Source organism: Streptomyces sp. NPDC037271, assembly GCF_055603605.1.
Genome location: NZ_JBVJVN010000002.1, coordinates 342,760 through 362,754 on the forward strand (window position 1 = coordinate 342,760; position 19,995 = coordinate 362,754).

The following is a 19,995-nucleotide window of genomic DNA, read 5'->3' on the forward strand; positions in this document are numbered from 1 at the left end:
GAGCGAGGATGCGTGCACGACGACTGCGGAGCGGCCTGAAGGGCTGGGGCGGTGTGGGGGCGATGGCCTTCGCCTGCGCCCTCGCCGTGCTCTTCGCCCTGCTCCTGCCGGTGGTCCGCCCGCACGGCGAGGGCGACGGCAGCGGAGTCGGCACCGCCGGCCACGGCGTCGCCCACGGCAGCCGGGCACGCGCCGCCGAGGAGTGCACGGACCCGGAGAAGCAGAGCCTGTCCCCGGACGACGCCGACGGCCCCACCATCGACGCGATCAAGAACCGCCGGGGCGAGAAGCGCAAGCTGATCGTCGGCGTCGACCAGAACAGCTACGCCTGGGGCTACCGCGACCCGAACAGCGGCGGTGCGGCCGAGCTCGAGGGCTTCGACATCGACCTGGTGCACCGCATCGCGAAGGACATCCTCGGCGACCCGGACGCCGTGCAGTTCAAGGCGATCCCCACCGACCAGCGCATCCCCGCGATCCAGGACGGCCGGGTCGACATGGTGGTCCGCACGATGACCATCAACTGCGACCGCCTCACCGAGGTCGCCTTCTCCGCGCCCTACTTCAGGACCGGACAGCAACTGCTCGCGCCCAAGTACTCCGCCATCACCGGATACGACGCCACGCTGGCCGGCAAGAAGATCTGCACGGCGCAGGGTTCGACGGCGAACAGCACGCTGGTGAAGGACCAGTCGGACGGCAGGCCGGCCGCCGGCGCCGACCTCGGCACCACCGTGCCCAACCAACTGGACTGCCTGGTGAGACTCCAGCTCGGCGAGGTCGACGCGGTCGTCACCGACGGCGCGCTCGCCGCGAGCCAGGCCGCACAGGACCCCGCGGTCGAACTGAAGGGTGACGCCTTCACCACCGAGTACTACGGCGTGGCGATGAAGAAGGACGCCGACGACCTGGTACGCCGGGTCAACCAGATCCTCGTGGAGTGGCACGCGGACAAGGCCGGGGGCTGGCAGCACTCGTACGACGTGTGGCTGTCGGAGACGATGGGCGGGGACGCGGCGAAGTCGCGGCCCCCGGCCCCGGTGTACCGGGGCACGAGCTGAACGACCGCCGCACCGCAGGGAAGAAGCACGCACAAGTCCGCGACAGCGAAAGGTGATCGATGGGCGACACGGGACCCACCGGGCCGGTGATGGACCGGGACGAGGTGGACCGTGCGCTGGCGCGGCTCGGCGCGGAGCACGAGGCGGTCGAGACCTCACTCCTCGCCCTGCAGGACCACGCGGGCCGCAGACTCCTCGAAGGCGCCGAACTCACGGGAGTGACCGGCGAACGCTGGGCCGCCGCGGAGGCGTCGATCACGCTGCTGTGGACCTACTTCGACGCGTACACGGGCGCGCTGCGCACGGCCAGGGAGATCCGCTCCCGGCGCCGCTGGTCCAGCCGCGAGGACCTGGCCGAGCTGACCGAACTGCTGCGCGGCGAGGCCGTCACGGTGGCCGGCAGCGCCACCGCCACGGCCGCGGCGCCCACCCTGAACGGCGCTCCGGGCCGCCTCAGCGAGCGGTACTCGCTGGCGACGCTGGTGGACCGGATGAACCAGCTGTACGCGACCTCCCTCGACATGGTGGTCGCCGCCGACGCGGTGTGGTCGGCGCTGCCCGCACGGATCGATTTACTCGCCGCCGAGCTGAGGCGCACCCGCGAACTCGCGCACTCCGTGGGCGTCCGCCCCGGCGAACACCCGGCCGGCGACGACCTGGAACGGATCACCCGCACCCTGACGAGGCTGCGGGAGCAGGTGGTGTCCGACCCGCTGGCCTTCTGGCTGCCCGCGGAGGGCAGTGCGGCGCCCGGCGGCGGCCGGCCGGACACCACGGTGTACGACCGCGAGGCGCGCGCCCTGGAGGAGGTGCGCCGCGAGATCGACGCCGTACTGGCCGTGCGCCAGGACGCCGAGCAGCGGATCGTACGGCTGCGGGACGTGCTCTCCCGCGCGGACCGCACGCTCGCCGAGGCCCGCACCGCGCGCGGCGAGGTACTGGCGAAGATCGCCGCGACGGAGGTGCCGGTGGTCAGCGGGCCGCCGACCGTGCTGCAGGAACAGCTGGCGGCGGCCGCCGAGTACCGCAGACACGCGCAGTGGCACCGCCTGTCCCCCCTCCTGGAGTCGCTGGAGGAGAAGGCGGAGGACGAGCTGCTGCGCGCCCGCGAGTCGCTGACGGCGGTCACGGCGCCGCTGGCGGTCCGGGCCGAGCTGCGCGGCCGGCTCGACGCGTACAAGGCGAAGATGGCCCGGCTCGGTTTCGCCGAAGACCCCGAGCTGGTCGAGAAGTACGAGAAGGCACGCCGCATGCTGTGGAGCGCGCCCTGCGACCTGCGCGTCGCCGGTCAGGCCGTGCTGCGCTACCAGCACGCGGCGGCCGAACTGCTCGGCTCCGCCCCGCACGTGCCCGGACAGGGCGGGCCGGTGGACCGGACGGGGCCCGGCGCGTGAGCGACGAGGGGGAGGCAGCGTCATGAGTGAGACACCGCGGACGTGTCAGCGTCCCGGCTGCGACGGGACCTACGAGGACATGGGCGGCGGCGAGCTGTACTGCGACACGTGCGGTCTCGCGCCGGTCGTCCCCGCCAACGGGATGTTCGGCTCGACGCCGGCCGGGACCACCGGCGACGGCCGGGGCTCGCGCGGTTCACGCGGCTCGGCGGGCAGCGGGAGCGCACGGTCCGGCAGCCGCGGCTCCCGTACGTCGTCGCAGTCGTCGAAGTCCCGGCGTTCGGTGTCGGGACGGCTCTCGCGGTCGGTGTCGGGCCGGTCGACGAGCCGGTCGGTGTCGGTACGCAGCTCCGGTTCCCCCGCCGGTTCCTCCCCGCGCAGCCGCCTCGGCGCCGGCCTGGTCGAGGTCCCGGTGATCCCGCGGCCCGACCCGCGCGCGATGGTCCTGGACAACCCCGAGGTGCCCGAACGGAAGCGGTTCTGCTCACGCTCGGACTGCGGCGCGCCGGTCGGACGGTCGCGCGGCGAGCGCCCGGGGCGCACGGAGGGCTTCTGCACCAAGTGCGGCCACCCGTACTCGTTCGTGCCCAAGCTGAAGACCGGGGACATCGTGCACGGCCAGTACGAGGTGGTGGGCTGCCTCGCGCACGGCGGGCTCGGCTGGATCTACCTCGCCGTCGACCGTGCGGTCTCCGACCGCTGGGTGGTCCTCAAGGGCCTGCTGGACACCGGCGACCAGGACGCGATGGCGGCGGCCATCTCGGAGCGGCGGTTCCTCGCCGAGATCGAGCACGCCAACATCGTGCGGATCTACAACTTCGTCGAACACCTCGACCAGCGGACGGGGTCGCTGGACGGGTACATCGTCATGGAGTACGTCGGCGGCAAGTCGCTGAAGGAGATCGCCAACGCACGGCGCTCCCCGGAGGGCAGGCGGGACCCGCTGCCGGTGGAGCAGGCCTGCGCGTACGGCCTCGAGGCGCTGGAGGCACTCGGCCACCTGCACAGCCGCAACCTGCTCTACTGCGACTTCAAGGTCGACAACGCCATCCAGACCGAGGACCAGCTCAAGCTGATCGACATGGGCGCGGTACGCCGGATGGACGACGACGAGTCCGCCATCTACGGCACGGTGGGATACCAGTCGCCGGAGGTCGCCGACGTCGGCCCGTCCGTGGCGTCCGACCTGTACACCGTCGGCCGCACGCTCGCCGTGCTGACGTTCGACTTCCAGGGCTACACCAACGTCTACGCCGACTCCCTGCCGGACCCCGACACCATCGACGTCTTCCGGCGGTACGAGTCGTACTACCGGCTGCTGGTGCGTGCCACCGACCCCGACCCGGCCCGCCGGTTCGCCTCCGCGCAGGAGATGGCCGAGCAGCTGACCGGAGTGCTGCGCGAGGTCGTCTCCCTCCAGACGGGCCACGCCCGGCCCGCCGTGTCCACCCTGTTCGGGCCCGAGGTCAGGGTGACGGACACGGAGTTGTTCCCCCGGCCGGACGGCGACGTGTCGCGGCTGGGGGCGCGGGAGCCCCGTAGGAGGCGGCGCGGCACCGGTGCGGCGGTGGCCCGGCGGCCGGGCGGCGCGGGCACCGGCCCCGCGCTGCCGGGCGGGACGAGCGCGGCGGTCGGAGCACCCGGCGGAACGGGCACGGACGTCGCAACGGGCGGCGGAACGGGCGGCGCCCTCGGGACGTCGGGCGGAACGGGCGGGGGGCTCGGCGTCTTCGGCGCGTCGGGTGGGGGCCTCGGCGTCCCCGGCGCGACGGGCGGGGGTCTCGCCACCTCCGGCGCGACGGGCACAGCGCACGCGCACGGAGCCTCCGGCGGGTCGGGCGCGCACGTCGGGCAGCACTCCGGCAGTGCGGGCGCGGGCGCGGGCTCCGCGCCGCCGGGCGCGGAAGGCGCGGGCGGCGGCACGGCCGGTGACGGCGTCACCGGCCTGGTCAAGCCCGCCGACGCGCCCGTCGCCGCCCTCGCACTGCCGGTGCCCCGGGTCGACGCCGACGACCCCAACGCCGGTTTCCTCGCCGGCCTCATGGCGTCCGCGCCGGGTGAACTGCTGACCGCGCTGGCCGCCGCGCCCGCGCCGTCGACCGAGACCCGGCTGCGGCAGATCCGGGCCCGGCTGGAGAACGGCGACGCGCCCGGCGCACTGGAGGCCCTGGAGACGCTGGAGGGCGAACGGCCCGACGACTGGCGGGTCGTCTGGTACCGGGGGCTGGCCGCACTGACGACCGGCGACCACGAGGGCGCCGCCCTGGCCTTCGACGCGATCTACGACGCCTTCCCCGGCGAGATCGCGCCCAAGCTGGCCCTCGGCCTGTGCGCGGAGGTACTGGGCCAGCTCGACAACGCCGCCGAGTACTACCGCCTGGTGTGGTCGTCCGACCCGAGCCATGTGAGCGCCGCGTTCGGGCTGGCCCGCGTCCAGCTCGCCGGCGGCGACCGGACCGGTGCCGTACGGACGCTGGAGTCGGTGCCGGAGTCGTCCATCCACTGCACGGCCGCGCGCGTGGCGGCCGTACGGGCACGGCTGCGGCAACGCACGGCGAGCGCGGGCGACGTGGCGTTCCTGGACGATCTGGTCGCCGCGGCGCGGCAGGTCGAGGCGTTGGACGTGTACGGTCTGGATCCGGCGCGGCGCGAGCAGCTGTCGGCCGAGGTCCTCGGATGTGCGCTGGACTGGGTACTCTCCGGAGGTCGGGGTTCCGTCCCTCCCCCACTCTCGGCTCCGCCCGAGCGGGGGGACCCCCATGCCGCCGGGGGCCGGACGCTGCTCGGCAGTAGCCTGGACGAACGCGGCCTGCGTTTCGGCCTGGAGCGTTCGTACCGCACGCTGGCCCGGCTGGCGCGGGGCGGCGAGGAGAGGATCGACCTGGTGGAACGTGCCAATCGTTACCGCCCCCGGACGTGGGTGTAGTTGATGTCGCAGATGCCCCAGCAGGCCGCTGTGCCGAAGTGCCCGAGCTGCGAGGAACCCCTCGAGTCGGGTGACCGTTTCTGCGGTGCCTGCGGATACGACCTGTCCGCCGTGCCCGCGCGGCCCGAGGACAGCCCGGCGGTCGCCGTCAACGGCTCGGTGCCCGCCCCGACGCCGCCGCCGGACGGTGTGGACCGGCCCGCGGCCCGGGACGCGAACGGCTTCGGCCGGACCGCCCCGGCGGCCGGAATGCCGGATACCGGCTGGGGCGGCCCCCCGCCGCCACCACCGCCCACGGCGCCCCCGCCACCACCGCCCGCGGCACCGCCGATGCCCGCGGCACCGCCGCAGCCGGCCGCGGCCGGCGTGCGGTTCGACGGTCCCGACCACGCGCGGGAGCCCGACGAGTACCCGCTGCAGGCGCCCGCCCCCCGGCCGGCCGCCGAGCCGGTGCCGTCCGCGCCGGCCGCCGACGGGAAGGTGTGCGTGGCCTGCCGCGCGGGCCGGGTCGACGACGACGGCTACTGCGAGACCTGCGGACACGCCCAGCCCCGCGAACGCGACCACATGGAGCAGGAGTCCGGGCCCGTCGCCGCGGTCAGCGACCGCGGCCTGCGCCACCACCGCAACGAGGACGCCTTCTCCGTCGGCTGCACCGCGCTGCCCGACGGCGCCCCCGCGACCGTGGCGATCGTCTGCGACGGCGTGTCCTCCGCGACCCGTCCCGACGACGCCTCGCTGGCCGCGTCCAGGGCGGCCGGCCAGTCATTGCTCGCCGCCCTGCCCCGGGGCACGCATCCGCAGCAGGCCATGCACGACGCCATCGTCGCCGCCTCGCACGCCGTCAACGCGCTGGCGGACGAACCGGCCACCGCCCGCGAGCAGGCCCCCCACCAGAACGCGCCCGCCTGCACGCTGGTCGGCGCCGTGGTCACCGCGGGCCTGCTGGTCGTCGGCTGGGTCGGCGACAGCCGCGTCTACTGGGTGCCGGTCGACCGGAGCACACCGCCCGCCCGGCTCACCGAGGACGACTCGTGGGCCGCGCAGATGGTCGCCGCCAACCTGATGAGCGAGGCCGAGGCGTACGCCGACGAGCGCGCCCACGCGATCACCGGGTGGCTCGGCGCCGACGCCTACGAACTGGAGCCGCACACCGCGTCCTTCAAACCGGACCGCCCGGGTGTGGTCGTGGTCTGCACGGACGGCCTGTGGAACTACGCCGAGTCGGCCGAGGAGATGGCCGAGGTCATGCCCCTCGACGCGGCCACCCGTCCGCTGCACAGCGCCCGCGTGCTCGTCGGTCACGCCCTGGACGGCGGGGGCCACGACAACGTAACAGTGGCCCTCCTGCCGTTCCCCGCGCCGCCGCAGGGGGCAGGATCGGCCTGAGGCCCCCGCCCGGGTACACGGGGACGGGTGCGCACGCGGGGGCCGCTCTCGCGGGCCGCAGGGGGCGGTCCGCGCCAGCAGCCATCGCCCCCACCACCGTGGGGGCGTAGAGGGGGATGCGAACCGGCATGGCCAATTTCTCGAAGTCGAACGTGCCGCAGTTCTCGGTGGACGTCTACCAGAACGAGTACCTGCCCGAGGGCGGCCGTGAGGTCAACGCCATCGTGACGGTCACCGCGACCGGCGGCGGCACGATCGGGAGCGCGGTGGCAGCGCCCCACCTGTACTCACCGGGCCAGGGCCCGTCGGCGGCCGTGGCGGTCATGGTCGACTGCTCGGGTTCGATGGACTACCCGCCCACCAAGATGCGCAACGCCCGCGACGCGACGGCCGCCGCGATCGACACCCTGCGCGACGGTGTGCACTTCACGGTGATCGGCGGCACGCACGTGGCCAAGGAGGTCTACCCGGGCGGCGGCCGGCTCGCGGTCGCCGACGCCACCACCCGGGAGCAGGCCAAGCAGGCACTGCGCCGGCTGAGCGCGGGCGGCGGCACCGCCATCGGCACCTGGCTGCGGCTGGCCGACCGGCTGCTGTCCACCGCGGACGTCGCCATCCGCCACGGCATCCTGCTCACCGACGGCCGCAACGAGCACGAGTCGCCCGAGGACCTCAAGGCGGCGCTCGACTCCTGTGCCGGCCGGTTCACCTGTGACGCCCGCGGCGTGGGCACCGACTGGGAAGTGAAAGAAGTCACAGCCATCGCCTCCGCCCTGCTCGGCACCGCCGACATCGTCGCCGACCCGGCCGGCCTCGCCGCCGACTTCACGCGGATGATGGAGGCGGCCATGGGCAAGGAGGTCGCGGACGTCGCCCTGCGCCTGTGGACCCCGGTCGGCACCACGGTGAAGTTCGTCAAGCAGGTCGCGCCCACCGTCGAGGAGCTGACCGGCCGCCGCACCGAGGCGGGCCCGCGCTCCGGCGACTACCCCACCGGGTCCTGGGGCGACGAGTCCCGCGACTACCACGTCTGCGTGGAGGTCCCGGCCGCGAACCTGGGCCAGGAGATGCTGGCCGCCCGCGTCTCCCTGGTCGTCCCGGAGCCCGGAGGCGCCTGGCTCCCGGGCGCAACCGGGAGTGGAGGAGGCGGCGTCCGCAGCCTCGGCGCGCAGGGTCTCGTACGGGCCGTGTGGACGGACGACATGGCCGCCTCCACGTCGATCAACCCGCAAGTCGCCCACTACACCGGGCAGGCCGAACTGGCACAGGTCATCCAACAGGGTCTGGATCTGCGCAAAGCGGGCGACATCGAAGGAGCAACGGCCAAACTGGGCCGTGCGGTTCAGCTCGCCGGAGTCTCCGGAAACGCCGATACGGCGAAACTGCTTGCGAAGGTGGTGGACGTGGTCGACGCGGCGGCAGGTACTGTGCGACTGAAAGCGAAGGTCGAGGAGGCCGACGAGATGACTCTCGAGACCCGGTCGACAAAGACTGTTCGTGTAAAGAAGTGACGCAGGACGACCACGCTCCACAAGCCCGCAAGAGAGGGAAGCACCGACATGCCGACCTGCCCGAACGGACACCAGTCGGGTTCCGACGACTGGTGCGAGGTTTGCGGTCACCGCATGGCCGGTGCCGTCCCGCCCCCTCCTCCGCCCCCGCCCCCGGGCGGCGGCTACGGCTTCCCGCCGCCGGCCGGCCCGGGTGGCCCGGGCGGCGGCCCCGGTGGCCCGGGCGCCGGTCCCGGTCGTCCCGGTGGCCCGGGCGGCGGTCCCGGGGCTCCCGGCGCCGAGCCGCAGCTGTGCCCGCAGTGCCGTACGCCGCGTGAGGGCGGGGCACCGTTCTGCGAGGAGTGCCGGTGGAACTTCCTCACCAACACGGCCACCTCGTACACGCCGGCCGCTCCGCGCCCGCCGGCGTCCGGCGGCCCGGCGCCGCACTTCCAGCAGCCGCCGGCGGGTCCGTCGTACGGCGGCGGTGACTCGTACGACTACCAGAGCTCCCGCCCGTCCCGGATGAACCGGCCCGCCGAGCCGATCCCCCCGGGCCCGCCGCCCTTCGGCGGTCCCTCGGGGCCGGGCGGCCCCGGTGGTGGCCCCGGTGGTCCGGGCAGCGGTCCCGGGGGTCCGGGCAGCGGTCCCGGCGGTCCGGGCAGCGGTCCTGGGGGCCCGGGCAGCGGTCCCCAGGGTCCAGGCAGCGGTCCCCAGGGCCCGGGCGGCCCGAACGGCCCCTCTGGCCCCTTCAACCCCAACGGCCCTGGTGGGCCCGGTGGCCCCAACGGTCCCGGCGGTCCCAACGGCCCCGGCGGTCCCGGCGGTCCCAACGGCCCCGGCGGTCCCGGCGGTCCCAACGGCCCCGGCGGTCCCGGCGGTCCCAACGGCCCCGGCGGTCCCGGCGTTCCCAACGGCCCTGGCGGTCCCGGCGCATACGGTGGCCCCGGCGGCCCGAACGGGCCTTCCGGTCCGTCGGCCCCACCCGGTTTCGGTGCCGACCCGTCACGGCCCGTACCGCCGCCGCCCGGTCCCGGTGGATCCGGGAACGGCGCTCCGCAGGGGTACCAGCAGTCCGGCCCACCGGCCCCGCCGGCCTTCCCGCAGGAGACCAACCGGCCGCAGCAGGGCGGTCCCTCCTTCGGCGGCGGTGACGACTGGGTGCTCTCCCCGCCGTCGTCCACCGATCACGGAGGACCGGGTGGCGGCCCCGGTGGTCCCGGCGGCCACGGTGGCCCTGGCGGCCCCGGCCGTCCCGGTGGTCCCGGTGGTCCGAACGGCCCCGGACCGGCCCAGGGCGGCGGCTACGGCTACCCTCAGCCCGGCGCGGCCCAGACGCCGCCGCCCCCGCCCGGCAACGGCTTCCCGCAGCAGCCCCAGCAGCCGCAGCGGCCCCAGCAGCCGACGACCTGGACGGCGACGATCGGCCCGGACCGCGACTACTTCATGGCGATGATGCAGCGCTCCGGTCCCGAGGCCGCGGGTCTGAACCTGCCCGCGTACTCGCCCGAGCAGCAGCGCACGCTCACCGGCAACCGGATCACCATCGGCCGCCGCCGGCACTCCACCGGCGACACCCCCGACATCGACCTGGCCGTGCCGCCGGAGGACCCGGGCGTCTCGCACCAGCACGCGATGCTGGTGCAGCAGCCGGACGGCACCTGGGCGGTCGTCGACCAGAACTCGACGAACGGCACCACGGTCAACGGCGGCGAGGAGCCGATCCAGCCCTTCGTGCCGGTGCCGCTCCAGGACGGCGACCGGGTGCACGTCGGCGCCTGGACGACGATCACGGTCCGCCGGGGCTAGCCGGGGCCAGTCACCGGTCCGTACGTCAGGTGAAGGGCCAGGCGTACGGGCCCTCCGGGTCGTCCAGCCAGGCCCAGGCCCGTTCGCCGCTGACGGTGATGCCGTAGCGCTCACGGCCCGGGGCGTCCTCGCGGTCCCACAGCGCGTACGCCTCCTGCGGGTCGAGCCGGCCCCGGCTCAGCGCGAGCAGGAAGCGGTACAGGTCGTTCTCCCGGGCCCGGCGCGGCACCCCGCCGAGGCCCGGCGTCTCCGGCTCGGACCGGTCCGCGCCGCGCAGGGGCACGAAGTACGCGGGCGTGTGCAGGAAGCGCCCTTCGGCGTGCTCCGCGTCGCGGACCGTGAGGACGACCAGGCCGGTGGCGAGCGGCGTCAGGATCCGGCCGCCGGGGCGGCACTGGGCCGGCCAGGCACGCGGGATCGAGGGCAGCGCGCAGGTGGCGAGGATCCGGTCGTAGGGGGCGCGCTCGGGCACCCCTCGGGCGCCGTCGCCGGTGACGACGGCCGGGTGGTATCCGGCGGCGGCCAGGTGCCGGCGGGCCGACTCGGTGATGTCGGCGTCCAGGTCGATCGTGGTGACCAGGTCGTCGTCGCCGAGCCGGTGGGCGAGCAGGGCGGCGTTGTAGCCGGTGCCCGCGCCTATCTCCAGGACCCGGTCACCGTCCCTCACTCCCAGCTCCACCAGCATCATCGCCATCAGCGACGGCTGGCTGCTGGAGGAGAGCAGTTCACCGTCGCGCAGCCGGGTGGCCAGCGGGGCGTCGGCGTACGCGCCGCGCACCCAGCGCTCGCGGGCCGCCCGGTCGGGGTGCTCGCCCCACCGGCGTTCGTAGCCCCCCAGGACGCCGACGTAGTAGTACGGCACGAAGAGATGGCGCGGCACCGCCTCGAACGTCTCCCGCCAGACCGGGTCGGCGGCCCAGGCGCCGCTCAGCTCGATCTCCCGCACCAGCTCCGCCCGCGCGGAGGCGGCGAGGCCGTCCAGATCCTGGTGCCCGCCCATGTCTCCACAGTACGGGCCCGACGGCGGGCGGTGGAGGTCCTAAGCCTCAAGTCCTATGTCCACGCGTCTGAGACCATGGACGACGTGAATGAGATTCGGCGCGGCACGCTTCAGGAGCAGACCTTCTACGAGCAGGTCGGCGGGGAGGAGACCTTCCGTCGGCTCGTCCACCGTTTCTACCAGGGGGTGGCCGAGGACCCGCTTCTGCGGCCGATGTACCCGGAGGAGGACCTCGGCCCGGCCGAGGAGCGTTTCGCGCTCTTCCTGATGCAGTACTGGGGCGGCCCCACGACGTACAGCGACAACCGCGGCCACCCGCGGCTGCGGATGCGCCACGCCCCGTTCGTCGTCGACCGGGCGGCGCACGACGCCTGGCTGAAGCACATGCGGGTCGCCCTCGACGAGCTGGGGCTCTCCGAGGAGCACGAGCAGACGCTGTGGAAGTACCTGACGTACGCGGCCGCCTCGATGGTCAACACCCCGGACTGACCGAAGGCCTGTCGGGGAGGGGACTGCGGGTCGCGGCGGCCGGTCAGCGCACGCTGATGCCCAGCGCCCCGGTCCCCGCCCGGCGCAGGACGACGGAACCATAGGGCGTGCGCAGCCGCAGCCACGCGCCCGAGGAGAACAGCTTCGGGGCGTCGTCCGCGCCGGACGTCCCGGTGGGGCGCAGGAACCCCAGTGACTGGGCCGCGTGCACGGCCCGCACCGGCAGTGCCGTGTCCCCGACCGTCCGGGACCACATCTCGCGTCCGATCCGGTCCAGCTCCGCCCGGGTGCGCCGCTCGGGCGGCAGCTGTGCCGTGCGGGCGCGGAACTCCGCCACCGCCGCGGCGACCAGCGCGCGCAGGTCGTCCGGGGCGGGCAGCCCCGGATCGGGCCGCCAGCCGCCGCGCGGGGGCAGCACCCCGGCCCACGGAGGCCCGGTCACCGCGCCCGGAACACCGGCTGTCGCCGCCGGCTCGTCCACCCGCTCCAGCAGCTCACCGGCGGACACGGTCACGTCCAGCGTGACGTCGATTCCGTTCTCGTACGGCTTGGCCAGCCGCACCGCGCGCACGGCCAGCACGTCGAAGGAGGGCGGCCGGCCGAAGACGGCGAGGGCCGTGCCGGCCGCCTGCAGGCGCACCGCCGCCGAACGGTCGTAGTGGAGCAGGCGGGAGAGGAAGCCCGCGAGATCCGCGGCCTCCCCCTCGTCGGCCAGATGGAGCACCGTCATGCGGCGACGGCCCCCTCCTTGTCGTCCGTGTACTCCCGGAGGAACTCGCGTTCCTCCTCGGTGATCCGGCGGGGCCGCTGCGTCTCGAAGTCGAACGGCACGATCACCGTCGAGGCGCGGACGTAGACCTGGTCGCCGTCCTTGACCTCGTAGGTGAGCGTGAAGGAGGCGGCCCTTATCTCCGTGACCCACAGCTCGATGTCGACCGGGTGGTGCCGGTGGACGAGCTGCCGCTTGTAGTCGATCTCGTGGCGCGCCACCACGGACCCCTGCTTGAAGTCCTTCTCCGGGCGGAACAGGAAGTCGATACGGGCCTCCTCCAGGTAGCGGAGGAAGACCACGTTGTTGACGTGGCCGTACGCGTCCATGTCCGCCCAGCGCAGCGGGCAGCGGTAGATGTGCCGCAAGATCAGCCCCGGGTCAGCTTCTTGTAGGTGGCCCGGTGCGGGCGTGCGGCGTCCGCGCCGAGCCGCTCGACCTTGTTCTTCTCGTACGACTCGAAGTTGCCCTCGAACCAGAACCACTTGGACTCGCCCTCGTAGGCGAGGATGTGCGTGGCGACGCGGTCGAGGAACCACCGGTCGTGGGAGACGACCACGGCGCACCCCGGGAACTCGAGCAGCGCGTTCTCGAGGCTGCCGAGGGTCTCGACGTCGAGGTCGTTGGTCGGCTCGTCGAGGAGGAGCAGGTTGCCGCCCTGCTTGAGGGTGAGCGCGAGGTTGAGCCGGTTGCGCTCACCGCCGGAGAGCACCCCGGCCGCCTTCTGCTGGTCCGGTCCCTTGAAGCCGAAGGCGGAGACGTACGCCCGCGAGGGCATCTCCACCTGCCCGACGTTGATGTAGTCGAGCTCGTCGCTCACGACGGCCCAGAGCGTCTTCTTCGGGTCGATGTTCTCGCGGCTCTGGTCGACGTAGGAGATCTTGACGGTGTCGCCGACCTTGATGCTCCCGGAGTCCGGCTCCTCGAAGCCCTGGATCATCTTGAAGAGGGTGGTCTTGCCGGCGCCGTTGGGGCCGATGACACCGACGATGCCGTTGCGCGGCAGGGTGAAGCTGAGGTCGTCGATGAGGAGCTTGTCCCCGAAGCCCTTGGTGAGGTTGTTGACCTCGACGACGACGTTGCCCAGGCGCGGGCCCGGCGGGATCTGGATCTCCTCGAAGTCCAGCTTCCGCATCTTGTCGGCCTCGGCGGCCATCTCCTCGTAGCGGGCCAGACGGGCCTTGGACTTGGCCTGCCGCCCCTTGGCGTTGGACCGCACCCACTCCAGCTCGTCCTTGAGCCGCTTGGCGCGCTTGGCGTCCTTCTGGCCCTCGACCTTGAGGCGGGTCTGCTTGGTCTCCAGGTACTTGGAGTAGTTGCCCTCGTAGCCGTGCAGGCGGCCGCGGTCGACCTCGCAGATCCACCCGGCGACGTTGTCCAGGAAGTACCGGTCGTGGGTCACGGCCACGACGGTGCCCTCGTACTTGGCGAGGTGCTGCTCCAGCCAGTTCACCGACTCGGCGTCGAGGTGGTTGGTGGGCTCGTCGAGCAGCAGCAGGTCGGGCGCCTCCAGCAGCAGCTTGCAGAGCGCGACGCGGCGCTTCTCACCACCGGAGAGGTTCACGACGGGCCAGTCGCCGGGCGGGCACCCGAGCGCGTCCATGGCCTGCTCCAGCTGGGCGTCGAGGTCCCAGGCGTTGGCGTGGTCCAGCTCCTCCTGGAGCTTGCCCATCTCCTCGAGCAGGGCGTCCGAGTAGTCGGTCGCCATCTGCTCGGCGATCTCGTTGAACCGGTCGAGCTTGCCCTTGACCTCGGCGACACCCTCCTGGACGTTCTCCAGGACGGTCTTCTCCTCGTTCAGCGGGGGCTCCTGCAGCAGGATGCCGACCGTGTAACCCGGCGACAGGAACGCGTCGCCGTTCGACGGCTGCTCCAGCCCCGCCATGATCTTCAGAACGGTCGACTTACCGGCGCCGTTCGGTCCGACCACGCCGATCTTCGCGCCGGGCAGGAAGCTCAGGGTGACGTCATCGAGGATCACCTTGTCGCCGTGCGCCTTGCGCGCCTTGCGCATGGTGTAAATGTACTCAGCCAAGAGAAACCGTCCGGCAGCTTGATCAGGCAGTGGGCAGATACACCCCATCTTGCCGCACCGCCACCCCTACGAGGAAACGCGTTCCCTACGAGGGCTCTGACCTGGGGTTTCCTGGTGGGCGCCCGAGCCTCGCCTGTCACTGTCGGTCGCCGTCGGTCGGCCTCGGGCACCTTCGCACGGCCCGGGGACGGCTTAGGCCGAGGGTGCCGCGCCCCCACCGTGCTGGGCTACGGTGCGGCCGTGACCAGCGCATCGGAGCGCCCCCTCGCTCGCACCGGGGTGAGCACCGCCTCAGGAGTTCGGTCTGCGCTCGCCCCTGACGCCGTCACCGGCTGGCCCGAAGGCCGTCCGGAGGCGCTGCTGACGCCGACGTCCGGCCTCGTTGATGTCGGCCGTGGAGGTCAGGCGGAGCGGGGAACGATGCTCACCGCCCGGTAGTCGTACCCGTCCTGCTTGAAGCCGGGCGCTTCCCAGGTGAGATCGACCTGCTGCCCTGGTGACAGCGTGCGGAAGCCGGGCGCCTGAATGTCGGAGAAGTGGCCGAAGCACCCTCCGGGAGTCTCGGGCGAGTCGAGGACACCCCAACCCTCCTCGTCGCTCCACTCACGCACCGTCGCGGTCACGACCGCGGGGTCCCTACGGGTCTCTCTGCGGCGACCCATCTGCTTCTCCCTTCACGTATGGCGCTGTCACCGGCCGACCGTGATGCCGATCGCGGCCGTGCGGTTCACGACGCCTGCTCCAGCGTGCGGGCCTGCCTCGGGGAGGACGGCGAGAGTACCGGCGGTGAGGTCACTGTTCGCTCTTCCTGCGGACGAACAGGAGGACCGCGCCGCCGATCATGACCAGGCCGATGGCCGTGCCGCCGATCAGGGGCGTTACCCCGGAGCTGCCGGTTTCGGCGAGGTTGGGGTTCGGGGCGGGGGTGGTGACCGTGGCGGGGGCCGGTTCGCCGAGGGGGCGGGTGGTGTCCGGCAGTGCGGCGCTCCGGGTGCGGCAGTCGAGGACGCCCTTGAAGCGTTGTTCGAAGCCGGCCGGGCCGCGGATCGTGAAGTCGTAGGCGCGGTCCTCCGGCAGCGGGACGGTCACCGTGCGGGTCTCGCCGGCCGCGATGGTGTACTCGGTGTCCAGCAGCTGGAAGGTGAAGGGCTCGTCGCCGTTGTTGACCGCGGTGATGTCCAGGGCGCCCTCGGCGCAGTTCTTCGTCGCGGACAGGGCGGGTATCGCGCCCTGGTCGGCCCACGAGGCGGTGGCCGTCGCCGCGACCGTGGACTCGCTGGAGCCGGCCAGGATCTGGGTCTGGCTGCGGCTCTCGGAGGCGAGGGCACGGCCGACCGGCACGGTGGTCGAGGCCTGGACCGTCAGTTCGGCGGTGCCGGCCGCCGCGTCCTCGGGCACGTCGAAGAAGATCTGGGAGCCGTTGGTGACGGAGGTGACGGGCTCGCCCTGCTTGTCGACGATGCGCACCCCGCCGGCGGTGGCGTCCACCGGGGGTGTCACCGTGGCGCCGCCGCCGTTGGTGCGCACCGTCACCGGGCCGAGCCGCTCACCGGGGCGGCCGGAGACCGCGGGCGGGTCCAGGGAGAGCGACGCCGCGGGCTCCGCGAGAACGCGGGCCTTCTTCTCCAGGTAGTCGGCGAGCCGCTCGGCCTGGGGATCGAGTGCCTCGACGTCCGTGTCGTCCGAATAGCGCCAGACGGCCACCTGCGTGCCGGCCGCCGCGTCCTGCTCGGTGAGTCCGCCGCGGACACCCGCCTTCTTCGCCAGCGCGGCGAGGTCGTTGACCTGGGGGTAGGAGTTCTGCAGGATCCAGCGGATGCGGCCCGCGTCCTTGTTGGTTCCCAGGGACGTGCCGCTCCAGGGCGTCTCGTGGTACTTGGCGTCCTTCTGCGTCGGGTTCTGGACGTCGACGCAGTACGTCTGCAGCATGCCGCCGCCCTCGACGGACATCTCGAACAGGCCGGCCGGCACCTCCTGGGGGCCGTCCGCCCCGTGGACGACCGCGACGCCGTGCGCCTTGAGGCCTCCGATGGTGGCCGTCGCCCCGCCCTGCCCCTGCGCCGCCGCGCCCTGGGCGGCGGCTGCCGGTCCGGCACCGGTCACCACCCCTGCGGCGGCGAACGCGGACACCAGTGCCGCGGTGGCGCGTCGCACCGCCCCTCGGCCGGACGGAGACAGCGCAGCGAGCGAAGAAAACACCAAATTCCCCTTCGAGCAGGACCCGTTGACGTGGGGGGCACGGTCCCACCAGCAGAATCACCAGCCCCTCAGGGCTCGTTCGGCATCCTAAGGACGTGGCGCACCGTGCTTGCCGGTGATGTTCGTCCACACGGTGATCCGAATCGGAATCGTTATCGCCGACAGGCCCGTGAGCAGGGCTTATCGACAAATCCACCCGGGTTCGTCCGGTGCGTATTCGCCGATAAGCCGCACTTCGGTCAGTTCCGGCGGACCGTCGGCTTCACGCCACCGCTGCGGCGGGTTCCGGCCGTTGTTCGGTGGTGTCCGTGCCGTCCGGCTCCCCGGCCGGTGTCTCCCAGTTGGGCTCCGGCTGTGGTGGGGAGACCGCCGTCTCCGCCTTTCCGGTGCGCCGGAACGCCGCCGTGCCGCGCGCGAGGTCGTGGCCGATCGCCACCGCGTCGATGTCCGCGGAGGTCCAGTTCTGCCCCTCGCGCACGTCCGTGCGCACCTTCAACCGTCCCTGCACGATGACGGGTTCGCCCACCGCCAAAGACGCCGAGGCGTTGGCGGCGAGCTGCCGGTTGGCCCACACCGTGAAGAAGTTGGTGTGCCCGTCCGTCCACGCGCTCTTCTCCCGGTCCCAGTAGCGCGCGGTGACCGCCAGCCGGAACCGCGCCGACGGTCCGTTCGCCAGCTCCCGGAACACCGGCCGCGTGGCCACGTTGCCCACGGCGCAGATCATCGTCTCGTTCATCGCGAGTCCTCCCTCCCGTACGGGCCTTCCCGTACGGCTGCGTCCGGCGCGGGGGGGGGGGGGGCCCCCCCCCCCCCCCCCCCCCCCCCCCCCCCCCCCCCCTCCCCCCCCTCCTCCCCCCCCCCCCCCCCCCCCCCCCCCCCCCCGCCCGTGACGACCGCGTCCGTCGCGATCGCCGCGACGCCAGACTGCCCCGCCCGGGGCGGGGCCCGCCAAGGGCTGTGGACCGTCATCTCGTCTGTGGAGAACTCCGCCACCCCCATGGGTGTCCCCCGTGTCCCCCCTGTCCCCCGTGTCCCCCTGTCCCCCGTGTCCCCCGGGGCCGTCCCGCCGCTGGGTTCCCCGGGCGGGCGATCGCCTCCGCCCGCCCAGCGCCCCGGCACCCCAGCGCCCCGGCACCCCGGCACCTACGTCTACCTCGCCGTGGTTCCCACCCCCGCGACCCTCCCGTACTGCTCCCGGACTTCCCGGTACCGCAGCAGTTCCGCCGCCAGCGGATCCAGGACCCTGGCCCGGCCGCATCCCGCGGCCGCCTCCCGCAGCAGGCGTTCCGCCTCGTGGCCGTAGCGTCGTGCCGGTCCGCGCGCCGCGATGCGGCAGCTCCATTCGATGAGGGGTCCGCCGACGATGCCGGCGACCATCAGCAGCACCGGCACGCCCAGGTTCGGCGGCAGGAAGCCGATGATCTGGCCCAGCAGCCACAGGCCGCCCGCCACCTGCAGGAGGGTCATGGACGCCTGGGCCAGCACGGCCACCGGCCACCAGCCCGGCCGCGGCGGACGCCCCGGCGGCGGCCCCGTGCGCACCACCAGCTCGTCGAGGGCCTCCGGCAGCCCCTGGGCGCCCCGGACGGCCGCCTCGCGCATCGCCTGCGCCCATGGCGCGGGCAGCCCGGCCGACGCCCGGTCGGACACCGTGCGCACCGCCTGCTCGACGCGCTGACGGGCGGTGGCCTCCTCGTCCGCCTGGGCGCGCAGCGAGAGCCGGCCCGTGGGAGGTTCGCGCCGGTCGTGGTACCAGCGCCACAGCCGCAGCCAGGGTGTGCCGCACGCGCGGTTGGCGTTGCGCAGCCAGGCCCGTTCGGCGGCCTCGCCGGCGGCGGTGGCCCCCACCGCGTCCGCGATCCGGTCCGCGAACTCCTCCCGCGCCTCCTCGCTGAGCCCGGTCCGCCGCCCGGTGACGTACACGGGACGCAGGCGCCAGGCGGCGGCGTCCACGTCGGCCGCGATCCGGCGCGCCGGGGCCTGCCGTTCGGCGACGAACTGGCCGAGCGCGGCGCGCAGTTCGCCGATGCCGTCCCCGGTGAGCGCGGACAGGGCGAGCACGGTCGCGCCGGGTTCGTCGTACTCCCCGAGTGCGATGCCGTCCTCGTCGAGCAGCCGCCGCAGGTCGTCGAGGACCTGCTCGGCGGCCTCCCCGGGCAGCCGGTCGACCTGGTTGAGGACGACGAAGGTGACCTCCGCGTGGCCGGCCATCGGCCGCAGATAGCGCTCGTGGAGCACGGCGTCGGCGTACTTCTCCGGGTCGACGACCCAGATGACGGCGTCGACGAGCGCCAGGATGCGGTCCACCTGCTCGCGGTGCTGCACGGCCGCCGAGTCGTGGTCGGGGAGGTCGATCAGGACCAGCCCGCGCAGCGGCGAGTCGGCGTCCGGGTGCTGCAGCGGGCGGCGGCGCAGCCGGCCGGGGATGCCGAGCCGGTCCAGGAGGCTGGCCGCGCCGTCGCTCCAACTGCACGCGATGGGCGCCGCGGTGGTCGGCCGGCGGACGCCCGTCTCGGAGATCGTCACCCCGGCGAGCGTGTTGAACAGCTGCGACTTGCCGCTGCCGGTCGCGCCGGCGATGGCGACGACGGTGTGCTGCCCGGAGAGCCTGCGCCGCGCGGCGGCCTCGTCGAGGACCCGGCCCGCCTCGGCCAGGGTCCCGCTGTCGAGCCGAGTACGGGAGAGCCCCACCAGTTCGCGCAGCGCGTCGAGCCGCGACCTGAGCTGTCCGTCGTACGCCAGCGGCATCAGGGCCGAGGAACTGGCGGGCCTGCTCGGCACCACGGCGAACTGCTCCGCCCCGGCGTTCTCGTCCACCCGCCGCGCGATCAGCCCGTCGCCCCAGGCGCCTCCTCCGTCCCCGGCCCCGGAACCGGCCCCGGGGACGGAATGGGAATCGGGCCCGGCGGAACCACCGGCCGCGCGCTCCGTACCCGCCGCGCGATCGCGGCCGGCCGCGCCCTCCGTACGATCCCTGTCCGCCGTACGACCCCTGTCCGCCGCAGGGTCTCTGCGCTCCGTACGTCCAGGGGCCGCCGTGGGATCCCGATCCCCGCGCTCCGTACGGTCCCTGCGCTCGTCACCGCGGTCGCGGTCCAGGGCCGTACGCGGGGACGCTCCGTTGTCCTGCACGCGTGGGTGAGGGCCGGGGGCGCGCTCGCTCGCGCGGCCCTGCGCACGCGTCGCCCGCCCGGCCCCCGTGGCCTCCCGCCGCGCGGCGGCCTCCGCGCCGGCCCGCTCCGGGCCACGGCCGCCCCCGGGCCCCGCCTCGCCCCCCCGACCTCCCTGACCTCCCTGACCTCCCTGACCTCCGTGGCCCCCCTGCCCTCTTTGGCCTCCGGGACCTGCCTGGCCTGCCTGGCCTGCCTGGCCTGCCTCCTCCGTCGTGTGGTCGGTGTGCTCGGTGGGGTCCTGGTCAGTGACGGCGGTCACCG

15 protein-coding genes and 1 pseudogene are annotated in these 19,995 nt (G+C 73.8%); 7 read left to right on the forward strand and 9 right to left on the reverse strand.

What is annotated here, in order from left to right; genetic code table 11:
* Positions 1–8: 8 nt before the first annotated feature.
* From ACZ7G3_RS06210 to ACZ7G3_RS06235, 6 genes are all read left to right on the forward strand, one after another.
* Entirely contained in the window at positions 9–1,061 is a 1,053-nt protein-coding gene (locus tag ACZ7G3_RS06210; protein WP_470923540.1) for a glutamate ABC transporter substrate-binding protein, read from the forward strand.
* A gap of 59 nt (positions 1,062–1,120) precedes the next feature.
* Complete coding sequence (locus tag ACZ7G3_RS06215) at positions 1,121–2,455, forward strand: hypothetical protein (RefSeq protein WP_470923542.1); 1,335 nt, start codon at positions 1,121–1,123, stop codon at positions 2,453–2,455.
* A 22-nt stretch (positions 2,456–2,477) separates the two neighbouring features.
* Positions 2,478–5,381: a serine/threonine-protein kinase gene (locus tag ACZ7G3_RS06220; RefSeq protein ID WP_470923544.1), complete on the forward strand. Its 2,904-nt coding sequence runs from the start codon at positions 2,478–2,480 to the stop codon at positions 5,379–5,381.
* A gap of 3 nt (positions 5,382–5,384) precedes the next feature.
* The gene (locus ACZ7G3_RS06225; protein ID WP_470923545.1) at positions 5,385–6,770 is read left to right on the forward strand and encodes a PP2C family serine/threonine-protein phosphatase; all 1,386 of its coding nucleotides are present in this window, start codon (positions 5,385–5,387) and stop codon (positions 6,768–6,770) included.
* A 128-nt stretch (positions 6,771–6,898) separates the two neighbouring features.
* A complete protein-coding gene (locus ACZ7G3_RS06230; RefSeq protein WP_470923977.1) occupies positions 6,899–8,281 on the forward strand; it encodes a vWA domain-containing protein in 1,383 nt (460 codons plus the stop codon).
* Between the two features lie 48 nt (positions 8,282–8,329).
* Positions 8,330–10,069, forward strand: a complete 1,740-nt coding sequence (locus ACZ7G3_RS06235; protein ID WP_470923547.1) for an FHA domain-containing protein — start codon at positions 8,330–8,332, stop codon at positions 10,067–10,069.
* A 25-nt stretch (positions 10,070–10,094) separates the two neighbouring features.
* Here the strand turns inward: ACZ7G3_RS06235 and ACZ7G3_RS06240 are convergent, their stop codons facing one another.
* On the reverse strand, positions 10,095–11,069 hold the full coding sequence (locus ACZ7G3_RS06240; RefSeq protein WP_470923549.1) for a methyltransferase domain-containing protein: 975 nt from the start codon (positions 11,067–11,069) through the stop codon (positions 10,095–10,097).
* Between the two features lie 75 nt (positions 11,070–11,144).
* Here ACZ7G3_RS06240 and ACZ7G3_RS06245 point away from each other — a divergent pair, with 75 nt between their 5' ends.
* Entirely contained in the window at positions 11,145–11,558 is a 414-nt protein-coding gene (locus tag ACZ7G3_RS06245; protein ID WP_426517092.1) for a globin, read from the forward strand.
* Positions 11,559–11,601: 43 nt separating this feature from the next.
* Here ACZ7G3_RS06245 and ACZ7G3_RS06250 read toward each other — a convergent pair whose 3' ends face one another.
* The 8 genes and pseudogenes from ACZ7G3_RS06250 to ACZ7G3_RS06285 all read right to left on the reverse strand — a co-directional run bounded on the left by ACZ7G3_RS06250 (position 11,602) and on the right by ACZ7G3_RS06285 (position 19,993).
* Positions 11,602–12,288 (reverse strand): DUF8185 domain-containing protein, encoded by a 687-nt coding sequence (locus ACZ7G3_RS06250; protein ID WP_470923551.1) that lies wholly within the window; start codon positions 12,286–12,288, stop codon positions 11,602–11,604.
* Complete coding sequence (locus ACZ7G3_RS06255) at positions 12,285–12,695, reverse strand: acyl-CoA thioesterase (protein WP_426517088.1); 411 nt, start codon at positions 12,693–12,695, stop codon at positions 12,285–12,287. The genes ACZ7G3_RS06250 and ACZ7G3_RS06255 overlap by 4 nt, the downstream gene beginning before the upstream one ends.
* A gap of 2 nt (positions 12,696–12,697) precedes the next feature.
* On the reverse strand, positions 12,698–14,362 hold the full coding sequence (gene ettA, locus ACZ7G3_RS06260; RefSeq protein WP_426517086.1) for an energy-dependent translational throttle protein EttA: 1,665 nt from the start codon (positions 14,360–14,362) through the stop codon (positions 12,698–12,700).
* Positions 14,363–14,763: 401 nt separating this feature from the next.
* On the reverse strand, positions 14,764–15,024 hold the full coding sequence (locus ACZ7G3_RS06265; RefSeq protein ID WP_470923553.1) for a S1 domain-containing protein: 261 nt from the start codon (positions 15,022–15,024) through the stop codon (positions 14,764–14,766).
* A 36-nt stretch (positions 15,025–15,060) separates the two neighbouring features.
* A pseudogene (locus ACZ7G3_RS06270) lies at positions 15,061–15,156 on the reverse strand (GntR family transcriptional regulator); the annotation flags it as partial.
* Positions 15,155–16,561: a Cys-Gln thioester bond-forming surface protein gene (locus tag ACZ7G3_RS06275; protein ID WP_470923555.1), complete on the reverse strand. Its 1,407-nt coding sequence runs from the start codon at positions 16,559–16,561 to the stop codon at positions 15,155–15,157. The gene ACZ7G3_RS06275 and the pseudogene ACZ7G3_RS06270, both read right to left, overlap by 2 nt.
* A gap of 262 nt (positions 16,562–16,823) precedes the next feature.
* Positions 16,824–17,297, reverse strand: coding sequence for a single-stranded DNA-binding protein (locus ACZ7G3_RS06280; RefSeq protein WP_470923557.1), 474 nt, complete (start codon positions 17,295–17,297; stop codon positions 16,824–16,826).
* 413 nt (positions 17,298–17,710) lie between these two features.
* Positions 17,711–19,993 (reverse strand): YfjP family GTPase, encoded by a 2,283-nt coding sequence (locus tag ACZ7G3_RS06285; RefSeq protein WP_470923559.1) that lies wholly within the window; start codon positions 19,991–19,993, stop codon positions 17,711–17,713.
* Between the last annotated feature and the right edge of the window lie 2 nt (positions 19,994–19,995).